A 21,282-nucleotide genomic window follows, 5' to 3' on the forward strand; every position below is an offset into this window, starting at 1 on the left:
TTATGTGTGGAATTGTTGGATATATTGGCCACAGAGAAGCCTACCCTATTGTAATTAAAGGACTTCAGAGATTAGAGTATCGTGGTTATGACAGTGCTGGTATTGCACTATATGATGGTACAGGTATTAAACTTTCTAAGACTAAAGGGAAAGTCTCTGATCTTAAAGAACGTTTAGAAAAAGAAATCACAACAAATGGCTCTCTCGGTATTGGCCATACAAGATGGGCCACACATGGTATACCTAACGATATCAATTCGCACCCTCATTATTCAAACTCTGGTGACCTTGTTATCATTCATAATGGTATTATAGAAAATTATGATGCTTTGAAACAGGAGCTTATAAAACGAGGTTACAAATTTAAATCCGAAACCGATACAGAAGTTTTGGTAAACCTTATTGAGGATGTTAAGAAAAATGAAAATATAAAACTTGGAAAAGCAGTACAAATTGCGCTAAACCAAGTCGTAGGAGCTTATGCCATTGCCGTTTTTGACAAAAACAAACCCAATGAAATTGTCGTTGCGAAATTAGGAAGCCCTCTAGCAATTGGAATCGGGGATGATGAGTTTTTCATTGCGAGTGACGCTTCTCCTTTTATTGAGTTCACTAAAAATGCTATTTACCTTGAGGATGAAGAAATGGCTATAATTAGAAGAGGCAAGGAGATTAAAGTTAGAAAAATAAAAAGTGATGCCTTGGTAGATCCCTACGTTCAAGAGCTACAATTGAATTTAGAGCAAATTGAAAAAGGAGGGTACAATCATTTTATGCTGAAGGAAATATATGAACAGCCTGATGCAATCCTAGACACCTTCAGAGGCAGATTACTAATTAATGATGCAGTAATAAAGTTAGCGGGTGTTGAAGATAACATGAAAAAGTTCCTAGCTGCTGACAGAATTATTGTTGTTGCATGTGGTACATCATGGCATGCTGGTCTCGTATCAGAATATATATTTGAAGATTTAGCAAGAATTCCAGTAGAAGTAGAATATGCGTCTGAGTTTAGATATAGAAATCCAGTAATCACAGAAAAAGATGTTGTTATTGCAATTTCTCAATCCGGTGAAACTGCAGATACACTTGCAGCTATCAAATTAGCGAAATCAAGAGGTGCATTCGTTTTTGGGGTCTGTAATGTGGTTGGGTCTTCTATTGCCCGTGAGACTGATGCTGGAGCATACACCCATGCAGGTCCAGAAATCGGTGTCGCATCTACAAAAGCATTTACAACTCAGATCACTGTTTTAACGCTAATGGCACTGCGATTGGCAAGAGCAAAAGGCACAATTTCTAGCTCAGAGTTCAGACATCATCTTATCGAACTAGAGACAATTCCTGATAAAGTAAAAGAAGCTCTTGAATCAGATAGCTACGTACAAACCATCGCAAATATCTATAAAGATGCTACTAACTTCTTATACCTAGGACGTGGTTTTAACTTTCCCGTTGCTTTGGAAGGGGCTCTCAAACTTAAGGAGATATCCTACATCCATGCTGAGGGTTATCCGGCTGCAGAAATGAAGCATGGTCCTATTGCTCTTATAGACGAACAAATGCCAGTGGTTGTTATTGCCACAAAGAAAGGACACTACGAAAAAGTTGTGAGCAATATTCAAGAAATAAAATCCAGAAAAGGGAAAATAATTGGTATTGTTACTAAAGGAGATAAAAACGTAAGAGAGCTTGCGGATCATGTTATAGAGGTACCAGAATCCTTAGAGTGTTTAACTCCATTATTAACAACAATACCTTTACAATTACTGTCCTACCACATTGCTGTGATGTTGGGAAAAAATGTAGATCAGCCTAGAAACCTTGCAAAATCTGTTACGGTTGAATAAATTTCAATAATCAAATTAAAACAAAAAAAGGTGTCAATTTAAATTGACACCTTTTTTTGTTTTAATTGGTCATAAACTTTTTCTGTTGCATCCAGAAGTTCTTTATTACAACCTGAAGTATCAATCGTCTTATTATTCTTAAATGGTTTTACATTTGACAAATCAAACTCCATTTTCAATTCATTCTGTAAGTGAACAAGAACATCTTTTGGATTAGAAAGATAATCTTGATAATTAATTAAAATAATGGCTGAATCATCTAAAGTTAAAAGGTATGAATAATAGTTCAGCCAAACTGACAACCAATAATCTAACGTACCCTTATCATACTCTATAATAACAGGTTTATTGTCGAAACTAAAAACCTTTTGATTATGTCCAAATTCGTGATGTCCCAACCAATCCATATAAGTTTCTATAAAATCATCATCATGTTGAAAATCAGAAAACCTTAAATGTTGATTTAACAAAGAATCTGCATGTTCTACTGGATTACGGAATAAAAATATAGCTTTAAAATCCCTGTTTAATGATCTTAACGAAGGATATCTCAAAATAAGATTATTATTCTTTGATAAGTATAAATGTGAATTATCACTTCTAATTAAGGACTGATATGCCAAATACTTTTCATAGACCTCCTCTGTTATGTCGTGCTTAGTTAAAATAGAGTCACCAATGAAACTATCATTTAGAAACACCTTGAAAAAATATTCTTCTAGTGCTTCAATAGTATTTAACCCAAACATCATTTTATCCCCATGCTTACGCTCTTTGAGCTCTGCGTTTTTAGGATTATACAGTTTTTTCCATAAATTAGGCGCTAAAAGAAGAGGCATATTAGAGTAATCTAAAGAACTAAATTTTCCAGCTTTAAATAATTGGTCTGTCAAGCTTGTTGTTCCTGCTCTTGCTAAACCTGATACAATAACAAAATTAGACTCCTCTTTAATCTTTTCTCCCTTCTTAAATTTCCTGTCAAAAGAAAAAAGAAGTTTTGATAAGTTATAATTATTAAGAATAAGTCTATGAAAAAGCTTAGAGGCTTCTGAATAATTGTCGTCATTCCTTTTCTTCTTAAATAAGAAAAATGGAATAATGCTTCCTATAGAAAGACTTAGGATAAACCATAACGATGTAAAATCTAAGCTTTCAAAATTTGTTTTACTAAACAAGCTGTATAGATAAAGCGGAAGCAAGGTCGCACAAGCAATTATTATAAAGGCAACAACTGTTTTCAAGAGCGAAATAAGAATTCGCTTTAGTGCAACAATTAATTTCTTCTGCTTAATACTTTCATCTTCTTTAGAAAGCACTTCGTTGGTTAATGATACAGACGACTCTATTAGCTCAAAAAATATTTTTTTTAGAACTAATAAAGATGCAGCCAAGGCAAAGCCTGAAATACCTGCTACAATTAAATACAACATTATCCCTTCTTAAATAAGTTACGAAAGAATCGTTTGATAGGAATCCAAAGCACCACTCCAAACGAAAAAATAACAAGAAGGGCAATAAAAATAACGATTAGTAATGTTCCAAGTCCTAATCCAGGTCCAATATAATTAAGCATAATAGTAGATTTTAAAAATTAATATCTGTATAAATGGTCGTCCAATTTGAAAGATAGTGATATCCCTCAATATCACTTTTTAACACTGTCTTCAGGACAACACCGTTTTCATTTAATACCCATAAGATTCCCGACCCCTGTTCTTCTACAAACATATCTCCATTAGGAAGCAATTCATACAAACCTTCTGCTCCTGTAAAAATTTCATTTTCAATAAATTGATCTTCATAAAGCGCTTTGAATGAATCTTTTTCAAAGTTATAAATAAGTACATTTGAATGGGTTATTTTTCGTTGAATAGTTCCATTACTTGGTTTAAACTCATTTTTATTAAAATGCACATCCCACGCAGGTGAATTATTATTAAAAATGGCTATGGTATTATCAGAAAGGACATCAACATCGTGTTGAAAAGTAAATGGCCCATCAATAACATTAACCACTTTACCCGTTGAAGGCCTATAATGTAAGATTGTTGACAAATGCCTGAAACTCAAAAACAAGTCGCCTTTATTATAATAACTTGAACTATCAATTACTACTGGCTGTATATCATTTAAGTGAAATGGATCGGTAACGTGTGTGGCTTTATTCATTAGTTCATCCAAATCATTTTCTATAAATATTTCTGTTAAAGATTTACTATATATTGTCTTACCTGTTTCAGCATCTACATTTAAAATTAGATCATCTCTGTATTCAGTTTTTTTACTATCTACAGAAACCACCTTAGGGACAATTAATCCACCTTCATGCTTCACACCTGGTATCCATATATTTCCTTCATGATCTAAATTCATTGCATGATGAAAAATAAAATCCTTGTTAAACCATTTTACCTTAGAAGTCGAGTCTAATCTTAAAAGCCCAGGCTTTTCGTTACAAGAAGCGATTAAATCTCTATTAGCCATTAACTTTGTTGGGTATAATCTATCGTTTTGACCAACCTCATAATACTTGGACAAAAACTCAACAGGTAATTTCCATTTATTTATAATTTCATCTGTTTTAAAATTCTTTAGCTCAATATTGAATTGATTTCCGCTTCTATAAGCATAAGAACCATATAAGTCATAACTTAAATTATTAATTTCTTTTAAGTCCTTATCCTTAGTCTTTAAATAATACTCTGGGGCACGGAAAAAATGGTTAAAAGCCATTTTCATATTAGACGGTATTTCTGAAAAAGCTCTTATTGGTTCTGTTAAAGGTCCTGCCGCATTTTGACCAAGTGCTGCATTCCGAACAATACCACTCCATAGCATTAAAACAAAAATTCCAATAATAATAAAAGCCAATTTTCTTATGGTCTTCATTTTAATCTGTTTTAGGTTAGTTTATAATATTCCTCAATAATAAGATTAAATCAATTTATGGCTTAAAATATTCCATATAAAGCAGTTTTATACGTTATGTTTGATATCAAAATACATAAACTCAATAAATTGCCATATAAAGGAGGGTCTATTATAAAACGATAATCATGTTCAAATTTTGTAAATAATGCTAAAATTGTCAATACTATAATTTTTGAACACTTAAATTTATAATAAGTGCTATGCACGCATACTTTTTTAAGAATTTCTTACCTAATTTTCATATATTTATTTAAATTGGCATCAAATAATTAACTAATTCTCTAAAATGAAGACAATCTTAAAGCTTTTTGCATTACTCTTTTGCGTGGTGACATCTGCCCAAACCACGGTAAAAGGTAAAATTACTGATGATACTGGGTTACCCTTACCTGGTGCTAATATTATAGTGGTTGGTACCAGCTCTGGTACTGTATCAGATTTTGATGGAAACTATACGCTTACCGTAGATCAAGATCCACCCTTTTCTATTCGTATCAGCTATACTGGTTTTGAAGCGCAAACCATAGAAATTACTTCCAACGAACAAACGGTAGACGTTACCCTGATGGAAGGAAATTCATTGGATGAAGTTGTCATCTCAGCATCTCGAACACCAGAACGTATATTTGAGTCTCCTGTAACAGTAGAACGTTTTGGATTAAAAGAAATCAAAAATACGGCCTCAGTAGATTTTTACGATGGCCTGGAAAATCTAAAAGGTGTAGATATTAACACCAACAGTTTAACATTCAAGTCTATTAACACAAGAGGGTTTGCAACTTTTGCCAACACACGATTTATGCAATTGGTAGATGGAATGGACAACTCAGCACCAGCACTTAACTTTCCTCTTGGTAATTTATTAGGTATGACAGAAACGGATGTTCAAAGTGTAGAATTGCTACCAGGTGCTGCTTCTGCATTATACGGTGCAAACGCATTCAACGGTATCTTATTTATGCGTAGTAAAAGCCCTTTTGATCATCAAGGTATTAGCGGATATATTAAACGAGGTATTACATCTCAAGAAGCAGCTGGAGATAATGACTACACCGATTTAGGTGTAAGAATGGCCTACAAATTCAGTGAAAAATTTGCCGCTAAAGTCAATTTCGGGTATTTAAAAGGTACCGACTGGTTCGCAACTAATGAATCTGACCGTTTTAATAGAGGTCTAACTAGAGCAGACATTGATTATGATGGAATCAATGTGTATGGTGATGAAGTTAGCACTGACATCAACGATGTCGCACAAACCTTAGAAAGTTTAGGATTGGCTCCTTCGGGTTCATCTGCATTAGTACCTTCGGTTAATGTAAGTAGAACAGGTTATAATGAAAGAGACCTAACCAATTACAATGCTGAAAGTATAAAAGCAGACTGGGGACTTTATTTCCGTCCTTGGGAAAATGATTTTGAAATTCAATATGTGGGTAAAGTAGGTTCTGGTAATACCATTTACCAAGGCGCCAACCGTTACAATATTAAAAATTTCTTCTTACAGCAGCACAAACTTGAAATTAGAAACGATAATTTTTTCGTGAGAGGTTATGTCACAGAAGATAAAGCAGGTGATTCATATGATATGGTCTTTACTGGTATCAACATCAATAGAGCGTGGAAAGACGATCAGACTTGGTTTGGTGAATATGTTGGTGCCTACATTGGTGCTACATTAAGTGGTGCTACTGATGCTCAGGCTCATGTAGCTGCACGAACTCAAGCAGACACTGGAAGATTTTTACCAGGAACACCAGAATTTCAAGCTGCATTCAATAGAAGTATTAATGATCCAGATTTAACTACTGGTTCTAAATTCCAAGATAATTCGAAAATTTATCATGCAGATGCAAATTATAATTTTGGGGATTTGGTGGATTTCGCAGAAATCCAAGTTGGTGGATCATACAGAAGATACCGTTTAAATTCTTTTGGAACAATTTATACTGATAACGATGGACCTATCAACTATTCTGAAGTAGGTGTATATACACAATTACAGCGTTCTTTAGAATTATCTGAAAGCGTAGAATTAAAACTTACAGGTTCCATTCGTTATGACAAGTCTGAATTATTTGATGGATTTTTCTCACCAAGATTATCAGCTGGTTTTACAATTAACCAAGACCATAATATTAGAGCATCTTTCCAAACAGGATTTAGGAACCCAACAACCCAAGATTTATACATTGGCTTAGATGTCGGTAGAGCTATTCTTATCGGAGGTGCATCTGATAATCCTGCCAGAGATATAAGACCCTACGAATTAAGTGCAAACGGTACGGCTATCACAGGTCAAACTAATATAACGTTTGATGGAACCGCTGCTTACAACAACTCATTCTTTGCAAACTCTGTAAGTGCTTTTGCGGCCTCTACTAACCCAGCAGACTTGCAAATAGCTAATTCTAATTTAGTGCAACCTGAGCAAGTAAGTTCTTTTGAGGTAGGATATCGTGGTAAGTTAGACGGTATCATTATTGACGCCTCTGCTTACTATAATAAATATGAAGATTTCTTAGCCAATGAAACTGTAATTGCACCATTTTATGGTGATGTGGAACTGACACAAACCTTACCTAACGGAACACCCTTAGCTGTAGCTGCTATTGCAAATGGAGATTTCCAGGCATATCAAACTTATACAAATTCTGATGAAACTGTAAATTCCTACGGTGCAGCCATTCAGGTTTCTGCAAAGGTATTTGGTGACTTTGATTTAAGTGCCAACTATACTTATGCTAAATTAGATTTTGATGTACAACAAAATCCAGACTTCAGAACAAACTTTAATACACCAGAGCACAAAGTAAAAGCTTCATTTGGAAAAACAGAACTATTCAAAAACTTTGGTTTTAACGTGGCATGGAGATGGAGCGACAATTATTTCTGGGAAGCTTCTTTTGGTGATGGAGATGTTCCATCATTCAATGTATTGGATGCACAAATTAATTTTAGAGTGCCTAGTTTAAAATCTACATTTAAGGCAGGTGCAACTAACTTATTACAGGATGAATACTTTACGGCATTTGGTACAGGCTTTATAGGTTCACAATACTATGTATCTTGGACAATCAACAATTTATAATAACGGAAAAGAAAATATAATGAAAAAAGTAAAATATATAGCACTATCATTACTGGCAATAGGAATGTTAGCTTGCGAAAATGATCTTGTAGAAGATTTAAGAGATAGAAATAATACAAATGACGGTCCGTTACCCGAACTGACAGCTGGAACAGCAGATTTCTCAAATTATGTAGCCATTGGTGCATCATTTACAGCTGGTTTTACAGACAATGCACTTTTCATCGCAAGTCAAGAAAATTCATTTCCTAACATTATAGCAAGTAAGTTTGCAAGTGCAGGTGGCGGAACTTTCACACAACCATTTATGAGTGACAATTTTGGTGGATTAGCAGTTGGAGGTTTACGAATTACGGATCCAAGATTAGTTTTTGGTGGTGCAGGTCCAGTACCTCTAGAGGCTGTAATTGGTCCCGTAACCGTTTCAACTGATATTGCTTTGAATAACCCAACTGGGCCGTTCAATAATTTAGGGATACCAGGTGCTAAAAGTTTTCATTTAGTTGCACCAGGTTATGGTAATTTAGCTAATTTCCCTGCCGCTGCAAATCCTTACGCCGTTAGAGTAACAGGAAATTCTCCTAACGCCTCCATCTTAGAACTTGCTGTGGCACAAAACCCAACGTTCTTTTCGATATCTGAGGTGGGTGGAAATGATGTCTTGGGATATGCCCTTTCAGGAGGCGATGGTACAAACCCAATCACCGATACTGCAACGTTTGATGCTTCTTTGAATGCTTTGGTATCTGGTCTAACTGCCAATGGTGCTAAAGGGGTTATTGGTAACTTACCAAATATTACGAGTCTATCACATTTTACAACAGTACCTCATAACCCAATACCATTAGATGCCGCAACGGCAGGTTTTCTAAATAGCACAAATGCGTATGGAGCATATAACGCGGGTGTTGCTCAAGCCTTAGCTGGTTTAGTACAGTTTGGACAAATCACTCAAGAAATGGCTGATGCCGAATTGGCTAAAAGAACGATTTCGTTTTCAGCGGGTGAAGGTAACGCTGTGGTCATTATGGATGAAAGTTTAATAGACTTGACCGGATTGAATCCAGCACTTATTAGTATGAGACAAGCAACCGCTGAAGATTTAATAGTCTTACCTGCCTCTAGTTTTATTGGTACAGAAGCTGTACCTGGTAATCCTCAAACTGTTAATGGAGTGGCTATACCATTAGAAGATAAATGGGTACTTACGCCTGAGGAACAAGAAGAAATTGCAATAGCTACTGATGCTTATAACGCCACTATATCTTCTGTAGCAAGTGCAAATAACTTAGCATTAGTTGATTTAAATTCTATTCTACAGCAAGCTTCCACAACGGGTATCAATTTTGATGATTATAACTTGAATACAGATTTGGTCTTTGGTGGTTTAGTGAGTTTAGATGGTGTTCATTTAACAGCAAGAGGTTATGCTTTAATGGCAAACAGTTTTTTACAAGCTATTGACTCGACCTATGGCTCTAATTTTGAAGCCTCAGGAAACTTAGCAGAAGCTGGAGACTTCCCTACTAATTTTTCGCCTCTATTACAATAAAGACATTATATTTTAATCAATCAAAACGCACTTATTACGAGTGCGTTTTTTTTATTTAAAAAAGATATTATTTTTTAAATAAAACTATATCTTTGCAGCGCGAAAAATAAGCGTATCCAAACATGGTTGCACAACATATTTTTCAAATTTAAACTATTGCAAAACAAAAACATATAAGTAATGTCTAAAGTTACAGGTAAAGTTGCACAAATTGTAGGACCAGTAATCGATGTAGAATTTGGAGCTGGATCGGAACTTCCAAAAATTTATGATTCATTAGAAATAAACAGGCCTGATGGTTCAAAACTTGTATTAGAGGTACAATCTCACATTGGAGAGGATACCGTACGTACCATCGCTATGGACTCTTCGGATGGTTTAAGTAGAGGAACTGAAGTTATCGCAACTGGTGCACCAATCCAAATGCCAATAGGTGAAGATGTTTACGGGCGTCTTTTTAACGTAATTGGTGATGCCATCGACGGTTTGGGTGATTTACCTAAAGCTGGAGATGCAGGTTTACCAATTCACAGACAAGCTCCTAAATTCGAAGATTTGTCAACATCTACCGAAGTTTTATTTACAGGTATTAAAGTAATTGACCTTATTGAGCCTTATGCAAAGGGTGGTAAGATTGGATTATTTGGTGGTGCTGGTGTAGGTAAGACAGTACTTATTCAAGAGTTGATTAACAACATTGCCAAAGGTCACGGTGGTTTATCTGTATTTGCTGGTGTTGGTGAAAGAACGCGTGAAGGTAATGATCTTTTAAGAGAGATGTTGGAGTCTGGCATTATTAAGTATGGAGACGATTTTATGCACTCTATGGAAGAAGGTGGTTGGGATCTTCAAAAAGTTGATAAAACTGCAATGAAAGATTCTAAAGCTACTTTCGTTTTTGGTCAGATGAATGAGCCTCCTGGAGCACGTGCTCGAGTAGCATTATCTGGTTTAACAATTGCAGAGTACTTCCGTGATGGTGCTGGTGACGGACAAGGAAAAGACGTACTTTTCTTCGTAGATAACATTTTCCGTTTTACGCAAGCAGGTTCTGAGGTATCTGCTCTTTTAGGACGTATGCCTTCTGCAGTAGGTTACCAACCGACATTAGCTACAGAAATGGGTGCTATGCAAGAGCGTATTACCTCAACTAAGAAAGGTTCTATTACATCTGTACAAGCGGTATATGTACCTGCGGATGACTTAACGGATCCTGCGCCTGCAACAACCTTTGCTCACTTAGATGCAACAACAGTATTATCTCGTAAAATTGCTGAGCTTGGTATTTATCCTGCGGTAGACCCTTTAGATTCTACTTCTCGTATCCTCACGCCTGAGATTTTAGGTGCTGAACATTATAACTGTGCACAACGCGTAAAAGAGTTATTACAGCGTTATAAAGAATTACAAGACATTATTGCTATCCTTGGTATGGAAGAATTATCTGAAGAAGATAAATTAGCCGTATCTAGGGCAAGACGTGTACAACGTTTCTTATCTCAGCCTTTCCATGTGGCAGAACAGTTTACTGGTATACCAGGTGTTTTGGTAGATATTAAAGAAACTATTAAAGGCTTCAATATGATTATGGATGGTGAATTAGATCACTTACCAGAAGCCGCATTTAACCTTAAAGGTTCTATTGAAGAAGCTATTGAAGCTGGTGAGAAAATGCTTGCTGAGGCTTAATCGAGAATTCTTAGAAAATTAAATTATGCATTTAGAAATTGTTTCACCTGAAGCGACACTTTTTAGTGGAGAAGTAGATTCCGTTACCGTTCCTGGTATAAATGGTGAGTTTGAAATGTTAAATAACCACGCACCCATAGTGTCAATCCTTAAAGAAGGACATGTTAAGGTTAAGGGTAATAATATTCAATTAAAGGAAGAGGTTGAAAACAAATTCTCTAAATCAGACAGAGGTGTTTGGTTAGCAATAAACTCTGGAACAATTGAAATAAAAGACAATAAAATAATTGTCCTCGCAGATTAATATCTTCTTGAGGAATTTTAAAAACTTAAAGCGTATGTTCTATGAACATACGCTTTTTTTATGGCATATTCATAGCGGAAGCCATTTGTGTCATGGTACTTGTGTAAGTTTCACTAGTAAAGGAAACTACTGCCGACATAATAGACTTTGCGAAAAATGCAAGAAATAAAATGAAGAACAATAGCGTGATAAAGTCAAAAATTCTTGAATAGCGAAAATCCCGATTTAGCCTTTTCATAATAAAGTTGATTGGTTAGACGTCTACAATATACTAAAATATTTTAACTTTTCTTTAACAACTGTAATTTATTTTATTGATTTTCAATGTGTTATATTTTCCTACATTTTAGTTTTTTATTGAATATTAATGATTACGCGATAACTGTAAATGGATATATGCAAAGTTAGAGCACAACAATTGCCCGTTATAACAGTATAGATTTTTCTATTTTTTAAAGGTTTGTGGTTACAAAGACCATGGCCTAAACACTAGATTTGACCGAGTATCTTACCCATTACCCAAGCGGTATGTGTTGCAGTCTCCCCAGTTGAGGGATGTTGGAATTCCGTATTTAAATGTTTTGCCATATTCTCAACATGATACTGTTGAATATGCGTTGGATTTTCAATTGTAATTACTTCTGTATTATTTCTTGTAATTAACTTCACAGGTACTTCCCCAAAAACCGAAAATGATAGTTCACCTTCACTTCCAATGATTCGCACCTTGTCTTCTCTTTTGTACGTTCCGAAACTCCATAAACCAGTTCCCAGAACCCCAGACTCATGCTCCCATGACCCTGAAATACAATCTTTGGCACTGTACAAATTTTGCTGGTTGTTAGCTATACCCTTGGCAGTTTTTACATTCCCAAACAGATATGTAAATAAGTCTAATCCATGGCATGCTAAATCATCAAAATAGCCAGCTGGCGCTATCTTGGCATCAGTTCGCCAATTATAAATATCTGATTCATCTAAATCACTTGGTGTACGACTTAAATACCAGCTCACATGCCTAACATTACCAATGGTATTTTCTTCTAAAAGGGATTTAACCTTATTGAATCTTGGCAAGGATCTTCGATAATAAGCTACAAATAGAGGCTGGTTTAAATTATTAAAAGCATCCTGTATCTCTTTACACTCTGTATAGCTACGTGCCATTGGTTTTTCAATACAGCATATTTTACCTGCTTCGGCTACTTTCATTGCATAATAATAATGAGAATCTGGTGGTGTGGCAATATAAACGGCATCCACCTCGGAATCCTGTATTAATTGATCTGCATTATTATAATACCTCGCTACATTGTGTCGTTCTGCATAGTCTTTAGCCAACTCTAGATTTCGTCGCATTACTGCAACGAGTTCAAATCCTTCAGTCATTTTGTAGGCTGGTCCACTTTTAACTTCAGTTACATTGCCACAGCCAATAATTCCCCATTTTATGGTTTGCTTCATCCTACAACTGTTTTACGGCTTCTAACTCTACCTTGAGCTCTTGAAACATGGTCATGATACTGCTCAATTTCAATTCCTTTTCATCATACTCCTGTGTATTGATACAACATGTAAACTCCCAAAGCTCTAAGATGGTTTCCTTTGGTATTAAATATGGCTCATAGGATTTATTATCTGAACTCAATAATAACACATTGTTGTCATCTGTACTATAAACACGTTTATAAACCAAACCATCATCTTTTGTCAAAACGATATAAGTCCTACCGTTTTTAATATCATTAACATCTTCAACATATTTTGCAACCACAAAAGCCCCGTCCTTAACCGGCAACATAGAATCACCCTTTATAGGAAAGGCCCGATGTGTTCCAGTAGGTAAAAATGGTAGCTTTATTTTTTGAAGCTGTTCTATATATTCAGGATCATCGTAACCTGATAAATAGCCTGCCGAAGCTTTTGCGGGTATAATTTCTATGAGGTCTTCATTATTCTCGTTGACCGTGACGGGAAATAATACGCGCTTATTCCCTACTTCAATGAACGAGGTGTCCTTTGCCTTTCGTAAATCTTTACGCACCAAAATATCTATAGGTATATTAAAGTAATTTGACAGGTCTATTAAACGCTCTATCGGTGGCTCACTTCGTCCTTCTTCATAAGACCCTACCATAGAGCGTGTCCATCCCAAATTATCAGCAAAACGTTCTTGAGACAGCTTCTTTAAGGACCTGAGATGTTTTATGTTGACTTGTATAGGTTTCATTGAAAAATTTTAACAGTATTTACTACAAATATAAGCAATAATAACTACATATAGTAGCTAATTTTGTTAGTCCCATGTATTTAAACTGTCACACATATTACAGCCTGCGTTACGGTACCATAAAACCTGAGCAATTACTTGCTATTGCTTCAGAAAATGGTATACAAACCCTAGCATTGACAGATATTAATACAACCTCAGCATGCTTGGATATCGTCCGTTTATCAAAAAAATACAAGGTAAAACCTGTACTTGGTGTAGACTTTAGAAATAAGGCAGAGCAACAGTTTATTGTCATTGCAAAAAACAACCAAGGCTTTCAAAATATAAATACATATCTATCAAAATTTCTTCATAATCAGGATTTAAAAATTCCTGAGCAACCCGACGACCTTTTAGAAGATTGTTTCATCGTCTATCCTTACCAAAAAGGAAAGCATTTTGAACTTAAGCAAAACGAATTTTTAGGTATCGCACCCAAAGACCTCAACCAACTAAAGTTTTCAAAATGGAATACACACAGAGAAAAATTGGTAGTTTTAAAAACAGTCTCTTTTCAAGATAAAAAAGGCTTTAATACACATCGCCTATTGCGTGCTATTGATAATAATACCTTATTGAGCAAGCTTCCTAAATCCGAAGAAGGCCATGAAGATGATAAAATGTTACCTTATGATGAATTATGTGAAATATATTCAGAATTCCCAAGTCTTATCAATAATACAGAGAGCTTATTAGGCCACTGTTCTATTACATTTGATTTTGAAAATCCTACACCTAAAAATCAACGCTTCTTAACAGAAAATATCAATTCTGATTATGAACTTTTAGAACAGCTCACTTATAAAGGTATTCCATATCGCTACGGAAAAAATGTAGACCCTAAAATCTATAATCGCATAGAAAAAGAGCTCAGTATCATAAAACAAAAAGGGTTTGTCTCTTATTTTTTAATCAACTGGAAAATTTTAGAGTATGCACGCAGTAAGAATTATTATTATGTTGGTCGCGGTAGTGGCGCCAATAGTATCATTGCCTACTTATTGCGTATTACAGATGTAGATCCTATTGAGCTCGATTTATATTTTGAACGCTTTATCAATCTCTTTAGGCAAAATCCGCCTGATTTTGATATTGATTTTTCTTGGAAAGACAGAGATGACATTACTGAATTTATCTTCAAGACTTTTAAACATACCGCACTCATTACCGTATATAATACCTTTAAGTATAGAGCATCTGTAAGAGAACTGGGTAAAGTCTTTGGGCTACCAAAATCTGAAATAGATCTGTTAACACACGGCAAGTTTAACGTCGGTAAACTTGATAGACTGTCTCTGCTTGTCCTAAAATACAGCCGTTATATTGAGGGATTTCCTAATTATTTAGGTATACATGCAGGTGGTATTTTAATTTCAGAAAAACCTATTCATTACTATGGTGCTACATTTATGCCCCCAAAAGGGTTTCCTACCACACAGTTTGACATGATTGTCGCCGAAGATATTGGCTTGTACAAGTTCGATATTTTAAGTCAACGCGGTTTAGGCAAAATTAAAGATGCGGTAGATATTATTAATGAAAACTACAAGAATCAACCTCCTGTAGATATTCATGACATTAAGCGATTTAAGGAAGATAAACGCATAAAGTACTTACTCAAAAATGCCAAAGCCATTGGTTGCTTTTATGTAGAATCACCTGCTATGCGTATGTTGTTGAAAAAGCTGAGAGTAGATGATTATTTAGGCTTAGTTGCTGCAAGTTCTGTGATTAGACCTGGCGTTTCAAAATCGGGTATGATGCGTCAGTATATTCTTCGCTGTCGCCATCCTGAAAAAAGGAAAGATGCACCTGCCGTGCTCTTAGATATTATGCCAGAGACTTATGGCGTAATGGTGTATCAGGAAGACGTAATTAAGGTAGCGCATTATTTTGGTGGGCTCACGCTAGGTGAAGCCGATATGTTACGTCGTGGCATGTCTGGTAAATTTAGATCTAGAGCAGAATTCTTAAAAGTGAAACAGCAATTTTTTGATAATTGTAAAAACGATGGCAAATCGTTAGAACTCACTGCAGAAATATGGAGACAAATTGAAAGTTTTGCAGGTTATGCTTTTGCCAAAGGACACTCGGCATCTTACGCTGTGGAGAGTTATCAAAGTCTCTTTCTAAAGGCTTACTATCCGTTGGAATATATGACGGCTACTATTAATAATTTTGGTGGATTTTACAGTACAGAACTCTACGTTCATGAAGCTCGGATGCACAATGGTATTATTGAATCACCATGTATAAACAACTCATACAATCAAGCTATAATTAAAGGTAAAACCATTTATCTAGGGTTTATGTTTTTACAGTCCTTTGAATCTAAAACCACAGCACGCATCCTTAGAGAACGTCACCAAAACGGAACCTTTACATCACTTGATGATTTTATAGAACGGGTTCCTATTTCCATAGAACAAATCAGTATCTTAATAAAGATCAATGCGTTTCGATTTACAGGAATCAATAAACGAGAACTCTTATGGGAAGCACATTTAAAAATTAGTAAAACCATAGTACAAGACCATGTAGTGACTCTGTTTAAGACAAGACGGATTAGCTACAATACACCCGAACTGCCAAGTACTGCATTAGAAAATGCGTTTGATGAAATTGAATTGTTAGGTTTTCCGCTATGTAATCCATTTCACTTGTTAGAAGTACCATCAACAAGTAAACTACGAGCTAAACACTTAGAACAACTCGAAGGAAAATATGTAAAAATTGAAGGCTATTTGGTCACTACTAAAAACACAAGCACGTCTAATGGAAAGCGCATGTATTTCGGCACATTTTTAGACAGAGATGGTGATTTTATAGATACGGTTCATTTTCCACCTATTGCGAGTAAATATCCTTTTAGAGGAAAAGGTATTTACGAAATTACTGGTAAGGTGATGATAGAGTTTGATTGCGTATCTATTGAGGTTTCAAAATTTGAACGTTTAGCTGTGATTGAAGATCCACGCTATGCAGTAAAATCAGTAAACCCAACATTTCAGCGAAAGAAAAGTTTTAAAGATCTCAAAACACAGTATGAACACCAATAGATCTATAGTACATATGGATTTAGACACCTTTTTTGTGTCTTGTGAGCGCCTATTAGATAGTCGCCTTAATGGCAAACCAGTACTGATTGGCGGCACAAGCGATAGAGGTGTTGTAGCTTCATGTAGTTATGAGGCACGTAAGTTTGGCGTACACTCTGCCATGCCAATGCGCATGGCAAAACAACTATGTCCAGAAGCTATTGTGCTTAGAGGCAACTCTGGTGTTTACACCAAGTTTTCACAAAATGTGACTGAAGTGATTAAAGAAAGTGTTCCGTTATATGAGAAAACTTCTATCGACGAATTTTATATAGACCTTACTGGAATGGATAAATTTTTTGGGTGTCACAAATTAGCTTCCGAATTACGTCAACGCATTATTAAGGAAACAGGTTTACCTATTTCCTTTGGTTTATCGTTGAATAAAACCGTTTCAAAGATTGCAACAGGTGAAGCCAAACCCAATAACGAAATTAGAATTCCTTTGGGTACCGAAAAACCATTTTTAGCCCCACTATCCGTGAAAAAAATCCCCATGGTTGGTAATGTTACTTACAAAGCACTATGCGATTTGGGTGTGAAGCGTATTAAAACCGTCCAGGATATGCCCATGGAATTGATGCATAAAGTGTTGGGTAAAAACGGACTCTCTATTTGGAAAAAGGCCAACGGGATAGACAATAGCCCTGTAATACAATATCACGAACGCAAATCCATCTCTACAGAACGTACCTTTGGACAGGATACCACAGATATTTATAAACTTAAGGGACTCGTCATTGCCATGGCAGAAAATTTAGCCTATCAATTGCGACGTGGTAATAAACTAACGGCCTGTGTCACTTTTAAAATTCGATATTCAGATTTTCAAACTTACACGCAACAAAAACGAATTCCCTATAGCGCCATGGATCATACTATTATCCCTGTAGTTTTAGATCTATTTCATAGCCTTTACAACAGACGATTGTTAGTGCGGCTCATTGGTGTAAAGTTTAGTCATTTGGTCGAAGGCGGGCATCAAATCAACTTATTTGAAGATAACGAAATATACCTTAACCTTAGTAAGGCTATGGATAAGATGCGCGAACGCTATGGAGACAGAGCTGTGATGTCTGCCGCAGGCATGGAGGCTAAAACGATTAGCCGCTGGAATCCCTTTACAGGCGAACCGCCACCATTATTAGCCAACAGACATCAATAAGATTAAAAATTAGTATCTTAGAATTATGTGTTATTCTACAGCATTACGAAAAGAACGGGAAAAAATTGAAAAAGAATTGCGCAAACAAATTACTGTAAAATTTGATTCCAATTCAACTTTTAAGCCGTATTACCATCTCAATGGCTTCACTCATGGTAATCTTCAGATTATTCCAATGAAAGATTCGAGAACCATCTACGATGCTTCTTGGGGAATTATACCAGATTGGGCATTGCATGATCCAGAAACATTTCGAAAAAAAAGCAATACGCTTAACGCACGTTCTGAATCGATTTTTGACAAAGCTTCCTTTAAAAACAGTGCTGAAGACAAACGCTGTTTGATATTAGCAGATGGGTTTTACGAACCACATCACTATAACGGCAAAGCGATACCTTATTTTTGCTACCAACCTTCAGAAGCTAATCCGGAAGGCGATGTATTTCTATTTGCCGGACTTTATAACGAAATTGATGATCATACCCTAAGTGCCACCATACTAACTACAGAGGCTAATGAATTTTTTATGGAAGTACACAACAAGGGAAAACGTATGCCTTTAGTATTAGATTCTAATTATTACGAAGATTGGTTAGACGATGGTTTAAGTATAGCTGAAGTAAATGAACTCATAGCAATTGGTATAACCCATAAACCTTTTAAAGCACATCCTGTAAGTCATGATCTCTACAAACGAAATATAGACACCAACAAACCTTATATTATAAAGCCTGTTCAGAAGGACACATTATTTTAAAACCTATTAATGAAAGATACGTTTACAACCATAGCACGTTACAACTATTCCTCTGAAGCCGAGATCATAAAAGGACGACTAGAGACAGAAGGTATCAAAGTATTCTTAAAAGACAACATTACTATAGACACAGATCCTTTAGTCAGTAATGCCATAGGTGGTATAAAACTAAACGTACTAGCTAAAGATGCCGCTCAAGCAAGAATCATTTTAGACTCTATCCCATCTCACACCTTAGATAATGACGGTAACACTCTTGTTTGTCCAAATTGTAAAAGTCAACAAATCAGCCTTTACTCTACCATTAACAGTTTTAAATCATTCTTTCATTTCGTTATTGGAATTATTTTTGGCACGCTTCCTTTTAGTGCTCGATATGAGTACAAATGCGATAGCTGTGGAACTCATATTGATGCCAAATATTAGGAATCATATCATTACTGCAGATAAGTAAATACTTTTATTGGAGTTTATTTTAAATCAAAAACTATATTTGTGCCATATGAAAGCCATTATAAGTTATACTAGAAAAGTTCCATTTTATAAAATTGCTTTAGGACTTCTATTACTACTAGGTAGTATTTATGGCTTTCTATATGTCAGCATTTTAAATTCAATCGTTTTACTAGTCCTTTCCTTTATCCTCCTGAGAAGTGATGGTTCAGAAATAGACCTAGCATCTAAAACATACAGAAACACCATTTCTGTTTTTGGTATAAAAGTTGGTAAATGGAATCCTTTACCAATGGCTGATTATATCTCTGTTTTTGCAACGAATGAAAGCATAACCGTCCGCGCCTTATCTGCAGAAACCACAAACACTTTTCCTATTATCCATCTAAATTTATTTTACGACAATAACAAGAAAATCACAGTATATGAAACTAAAGACCAAAAAGAGGCTTTTGAAGTAGCCTCACATATTGCCGATGCTTTACTCATAGACTTATTGGATGCTACTGAAAAAGGTGACTTTAAATGGGTAGACAAAACAAGGCTACGTGAAGAAGGTGTTATTGTTCATACTGATTAGCCCATTATGATATCATAGGCCTGCTTCAATCTAGAAACTACAATTTTCAGTTCCTCTTCATCTAAATGTCCAAAACCAAACCTCATGGCACAGATGTCTTTATCTTGATAAAGTATTGTTTTAGGCAAAAATACATCTAAGGCTTCCGTTTCATTAGACAACTTCACCAACGGTATTTCTTTTACAAACTGAATCCAAATGGCCAATCCGCCTGTTGGTTTTTCAAATGCTATTACATCTTTAAAATGGGACTTTAAAATTTCACATAAAACATCTCTGCGCCTTTTATAGGTAACGATGTTTTTTTTGAGCAACCTGTATATTTCACCTTCAGCAATTAACTCTGATAGCATTTGCTCTTGTATAACATCGCCCTGCTCATCCAAAAGTGTAAGGTAATTTTGCGCTTCAGCAATTAAATTTTCGGGTGCCACCACAAAACCCGATTGAAAACTAGGGAAAAGAGATTGACCAATTTTGCCTAAGTAAATGACCATACCATTGGTATCTGCTGTAGACATAGGCAGCATGGCCGAACCGTCGAACTGAAAATCATAATCATAATCATCCTCTATAATGGCAAAACCATATTCCTTTGCCAGGTCCAAAAGTTGTAATCTTCTTTTAGCGCTCAGTGTTTTGGTGGTAGGATAGTGCCTTTGCGAACTTACATAAATGCATCTTATACGCTTTTTCATAAAATGCTTCCGGATGTAATCTATATCTAAACCTTCATCTTCTACAGGAATAGTTCGAATTGTGGCTCCTGCCTCCTGAAAAATAGTATTGGAGGCATAATGACTCAACTGACCCACCAAAACTAAATCTCCTTGCTTAATTAACAATTGCGCTACAATGTAGAGACTCATCTCCGTACTCCGAGTATTGAGAATATTATTTGGTTGAATATGAAATCCTCTTGTGGCATTAAGGTAATTGCATAGTTGTGTTTTAAATGATGAGCTGGAAACTATAGTTGTTCTATTCCATTTTTGAATCAGTGGCTTACGCTTCATCGCTGCACTATACCATCTTGAAAATTGATGTGTAGGATGTAGGCGTAAATCAGGTTTACCATCATTTACAACATACTTGGCTTCTGTTTGTCGGAAGCTAGACGACAAATGAAATGATTCCTGAAACGGAAATCCTGCAGTTTTCGGGTAATGATACGCTTCATGTAAATGTTCTGTCCCTGCTTTAATCCGTTTCGTTTTTTCTTCTGGTGGTAACACAAACGTCCCCTTATTAGCTATAATTTCTACCCAGCCCTGCGAAGCCAACTCGTCATAAATAGCCACCGCTGTATTTCTGTGTACTCGTAATAATTGGCTTAAAACTCTGGTGCCAGGCAATTTGGTGCCTTTAGACAAGTAACCACGTTGAATGGCATTTACAACCTGTTGGGCCACTTGCACATATACTGGCTGTACGATAGTTTTATCATAAGTAAGAAGTTGTTTTAAAATGGCATTAACCGGACTATTCATAGTTTTAAACGCGGACTATTTTAATCGTCCGGAAAGTTACGACTTTTGTACTT

The 21,282-nt window shown here is 35.7% G+C and carries 15 protein-coding genes; 10 read left to right on the plus strand and 5 right to left on the minus strand.

Translation table 11 applies throughout. From position 1 onward, the window contains the following. The first annotated feature begins 2 nt into the window (after positions 1-2). The gene (gene glmS / locus ACFQ1K_RS10490; protein WP_320554695.1) at positions 3-1,850 is read left to right on the plus strand and encodes a glutamine--fructose-6-phosphate transaminase (isomerizing); all 1,848 of its coding nucleotides are present in this window, start codon (positions 3-5) and stop codon (positions 1,848-1,850) included. Between the two features lie 38 nt (positions 1,851-1,888). On the opposite strand, the gene ACFQ1K_RS10495 is transcribed toward glmS, so the two are convergent. After that, a complete protein-coding gene (locus ACFQ1K_RS10495) occupies positions 1,889-3,280 on the minus strand; it encodes a sulfotransferase domain-containing protein (protein ID WP_320554696.1) in 1,392 nt (463 codons plus the stop codon). Between the two features lie 154 nt (positions 3,281-3,434). Beyond that, complete coding sequence (locus tag ACFQ1K_RS10500; protein ID WP_320554697.1) at positions 3,435-4,739, minus strand: arylsulfotransferase family protein; 1,305 nt, start codon at positions 4,737-4,739, stop codon at positions 3,435-3,437. A gap of 328 nt (positions 4,740-5,067) precedes the next feature. Here ACFQ1K_RS10500 and ACFQ1K_RS10505 point away from each other — a divergent pair, with 328 nt between their 5' ends. The 4 genes from ACFQ1K_RS10505 (at position 5,068) to ACFQ1K_RS10520 (ending at position 11,414) form a co-directional block, all read left to right on the plus strand. Then, entirely contained in the window at positions 5,068-7,869 is a 2,802-nt protein-coding gene (locus ACFQ1K_RS10505; RefSeq protein ID WP_320554698.1) for a TonB-dependent receptor, read from the plus strand. A gap of 19 nt (positions 7,870-7,888) precedes the next feature. Beyond that, positions 7,889-9,421: a G-D-S-L family lipolytic protein gene (locus tag ACFQ1K_RS10510; RefSeq protein ID WP_320554699.1), complete on the plus strand. Its 1,533-nt coding sequence runs from the start codon at positions 7,889-7,891 to the stop codon at positions 9,419-9,421. A 180-nt stretch (positions 9,422-9,601) separates the two neighbouring features. Continuing rightward, complete coding sequence (gene atpD, locus ACFQ1K_RS10515) at positions 9,602-11,110, plus strand: F0F1 ATP synthase subunit beta (RefSeq protein ID WP_320554700.1); 1,509 nt, start codon at positions 9,602-9,604, stop codon at positions 11,108-11,110. Positions 11,111-11,135: 25 nt separating this feature from the next. Then, positions 11,136-11,414, plus strand: a complete 279-nt coding sequence (locus ACFQ1K_RS10520) for a F0F1 ATP synthase subunit epsilon (protein ID WP_320554701.1) — start codon at positions 11,136-11,138, stop codon at positions 11,412-11,414. A 489-nt stretch (positions 11,415-11,903) separates the two neighbouring features. On the opposite strand, the gene ACFQ1K_RS10525 is transcribed toward ACFQ1K_RS10520, so the two are convergent. Both ACFQ1K_RS10525 and ACFQ1K_RS10530 read right to left on the minus strand, forming a co-directional pair. After that, positions 11,904-12,878, minus strand: a complete 975-nt coding sequence (locus ACFQ1K_RS10525; protein WP_320554702.1) for a Gfo/Idh/MocA family protein — start codon at positions 12,876-12,878, stop codon at positions 11,904-11,906. Between the two features lies 1 nt (position 12,879). Continuing rightward, positions 12,880-13,644: an XRE family transcriptional regulator gene (locus ACFQ1K_RS10530; RefSeq protein ID WP_320554703.1), complete on the minus strand. Its 765-nt coding sequence runs from the start codon at positions 13,642-13,644 to the stop codon at positions 12,880-12,882. A 74-nt stretch (positions 13,645-13,718) separates the two neighbouring features. Here ACFQ1K_RS10530 and ACFQ1K_RS10535 point away from each other — a divergent pair, with 74 nt between their 5' ends. The 5 genes from ACFQ1K_RS10535 to ACFQ1K_RS10555 all read left to right on the plus strand — a co-directional run bounded on the left by ACFQ1K_RS10535 (position 13,719) and on the right by ACFQ1K_RS10555 (position 19,739). Continuing rightward, positions 13,719-16,745: a DNA polymerase III subunit alpha gene (locus ACFQ1K_RS10535; protein ID WP_320554704.1), complete on the plus strand. Its 3,027-nt coding sequence runs from the start codon at positions 13,719-13,721 to the stop codon at positions 16,743-16,745. Then, complete coding sequence (gene dinB, locus ACFQ1K_RS10540; RefSeq protein ID WP_320554705.1) at positions 16,732-17,949, plus strand: DNA polymerase IV; 1,218 nt, start codon at positions 16,732-16,734, stop codon at positions 17,947-17,949. Before ACFQ1K_RS10535 ends, dinB begins: the two co-directional genes overlap by 14 nt. Positions 17,950-17,974: 25 nt before the next feature. After that, entirely contained in the window at positions 17,975-18,706 is a 732-nt protein-coding gene (locus ACFQ1K_RS10545) for an SOS response-associated peptidase (RefSeq protein WP_320554706.1), read from the plus strand. A 9-nt stretch (positions 18,707-18,715) separates the two neighbouring features. Then, positions 18,716-19,132 (plus strand): putative signal transducing protein, encoded by a 417-nt coding sequence (locus tag ACFQ1K_RS10550; protein WP_320554707.1) that lies wholly within the window; start codon positions 18,716-18,718, stop codon positions 19,130-19,132. A 76-nt stretch (positions 19,133-19,208) separates the two neighbouring features. Continuing rightward, a complete protein-coding gene (locus tag ACFQ1K_RS10555) occupies positions 19,209-19,739 on the plus strand; it encodes a hypothetical protein (RefSeq protein ID WP_320554708.1) in 531 nt (176 codons plus the stop codon). Here ACFQ1K_RS10555 and ACFQ1K_RS10560 read toward each other — a convergent pair. Beyond that, a complete protein-coding gene (locus ACFQ1K_RS10560; protein WP_320554709.1) occupies positions 19,736-21,229 on the minus strand; it encodes an aminotransferase-like domain-containing protein in 1,494 nt (497 codons plus the stop codon). The two genes, ACFQ1K_RS10555 and ACFQ1K_RS10560, sit on opposite strands and share 4 nt — an antisense overlap. Between the last annotated feature and the right edge of the window lie 53 nt (positions 21,230-21,282).

This window comes from Winogradskyella aquimaris, from assembly GCF_042676105.1.
Taxonomy (GTDB): domain Bacteria; phylum Bacteroidota; class Bacteroidia; order Flavobacteriales; family Flavobacteriaceae; genus Winogradskyella; species Winogradskyella aquimaris.

Coding starts and splice junctions, on each gene's coding strand:
- glmS (WP_320554695.1), top strand. CDS start 3: ATGTGTGGAATTGTTGGATATATTGGCCACAGAGAAGCCTACCCTATT.
- ACFQ1K_RS10495 (WP_320554696.1), bottom strand. CDS start 3,280: ATGTTGTATTTAATTGTAGCAGGTATTTCAGGCTTTGCCTTGGCTGCA.
- ACFQ1K_RS10500 (WP_320554697.1), bottom strand. CDS start 4,739: ATGAAGACCATAAGAAAATTGGCTTTTATTATTATTGGAATTTTTGTT.
- ACFQ1K_RS10505 (WP_320554698.1), top strand. CDS start 5,068: ATGAAGACAATCTTAAAGCTTTTTGCATTACTCTTTTGCGTGGTGACA.
- ACFQ1K_RS10510 (WP_320554699.1), top strand. CDS start 7,889: ATGAAAAAAGTAAAATATATAGCACTATCATTACTGGCAATAGGAATG.
- atpD (WP_320554700.1), top strand. CDS start 9,602: ATGTCTAAAGTTACAGGTAAAGTTGCACAAATTGTAGGACCAGTAATC.
- ACFQ1K_RS10520 (WP_320554701.1), top strand. CDS start 11,136: ATGCATTTAGAAATTGTTTCACCTGAAGCGACACTTTTTAGTGGAGAA.
- ACFQ1K_RS10525 (WP_320554702.1), bottom strand. CDS start 12,878: ATGAAGCAAACCATAAAATGGGGAATTATTGGCTGTGGCAATGTAACT.
- ACFQ1K_RS10530 (WP_320554703.1), bottom strand. CDS start 13,644: ATGAAACCTATACAAGTCAACATAAAACATCTCAGGTCCTTAAAGAAG.
- ACFQ1K_RS10535 (WP_320554704.1), top strand. CDS start 13,719: ATGTATTTAAACTGTCACACATATTACAGCCTGCGTTACGGTACCATA.
- dinB (WP_320554705.1), top strand. CDS start 16,732: ATGAACACCAATAGATCTATAGTACATATGGATTTAGACACCTTTTTT.
- ACFQ1K_RS10545 (WP_320554706.1), top strand. CDS start 17,975: ATGTGTTATTCTACAGCATTACGAAAAGAACGGGAAAAAATTGAAAAA.
- ACFQ1K_RS10550 (WP_320554707.1), top strand. CDS start 18,716: ATGAAAGATACGTTTACAACCATAGCACGTTACAACTATTCCTCTGAA.
- ACFQ1K_RS10555 (WP_320554708.1), top strand. CDS start 19,209: ATGAAAGCCATTATAAGTTATACTAGAAAAGTTCCATTTTATAAAATT.
- ACFQ1K_RS10560 (WP_320554709.1), bottom strand. CDS start 21,229: ATGAATAGTCCGGTTAATGCCATTTTAAAACAACTTCTTACTTATGAT.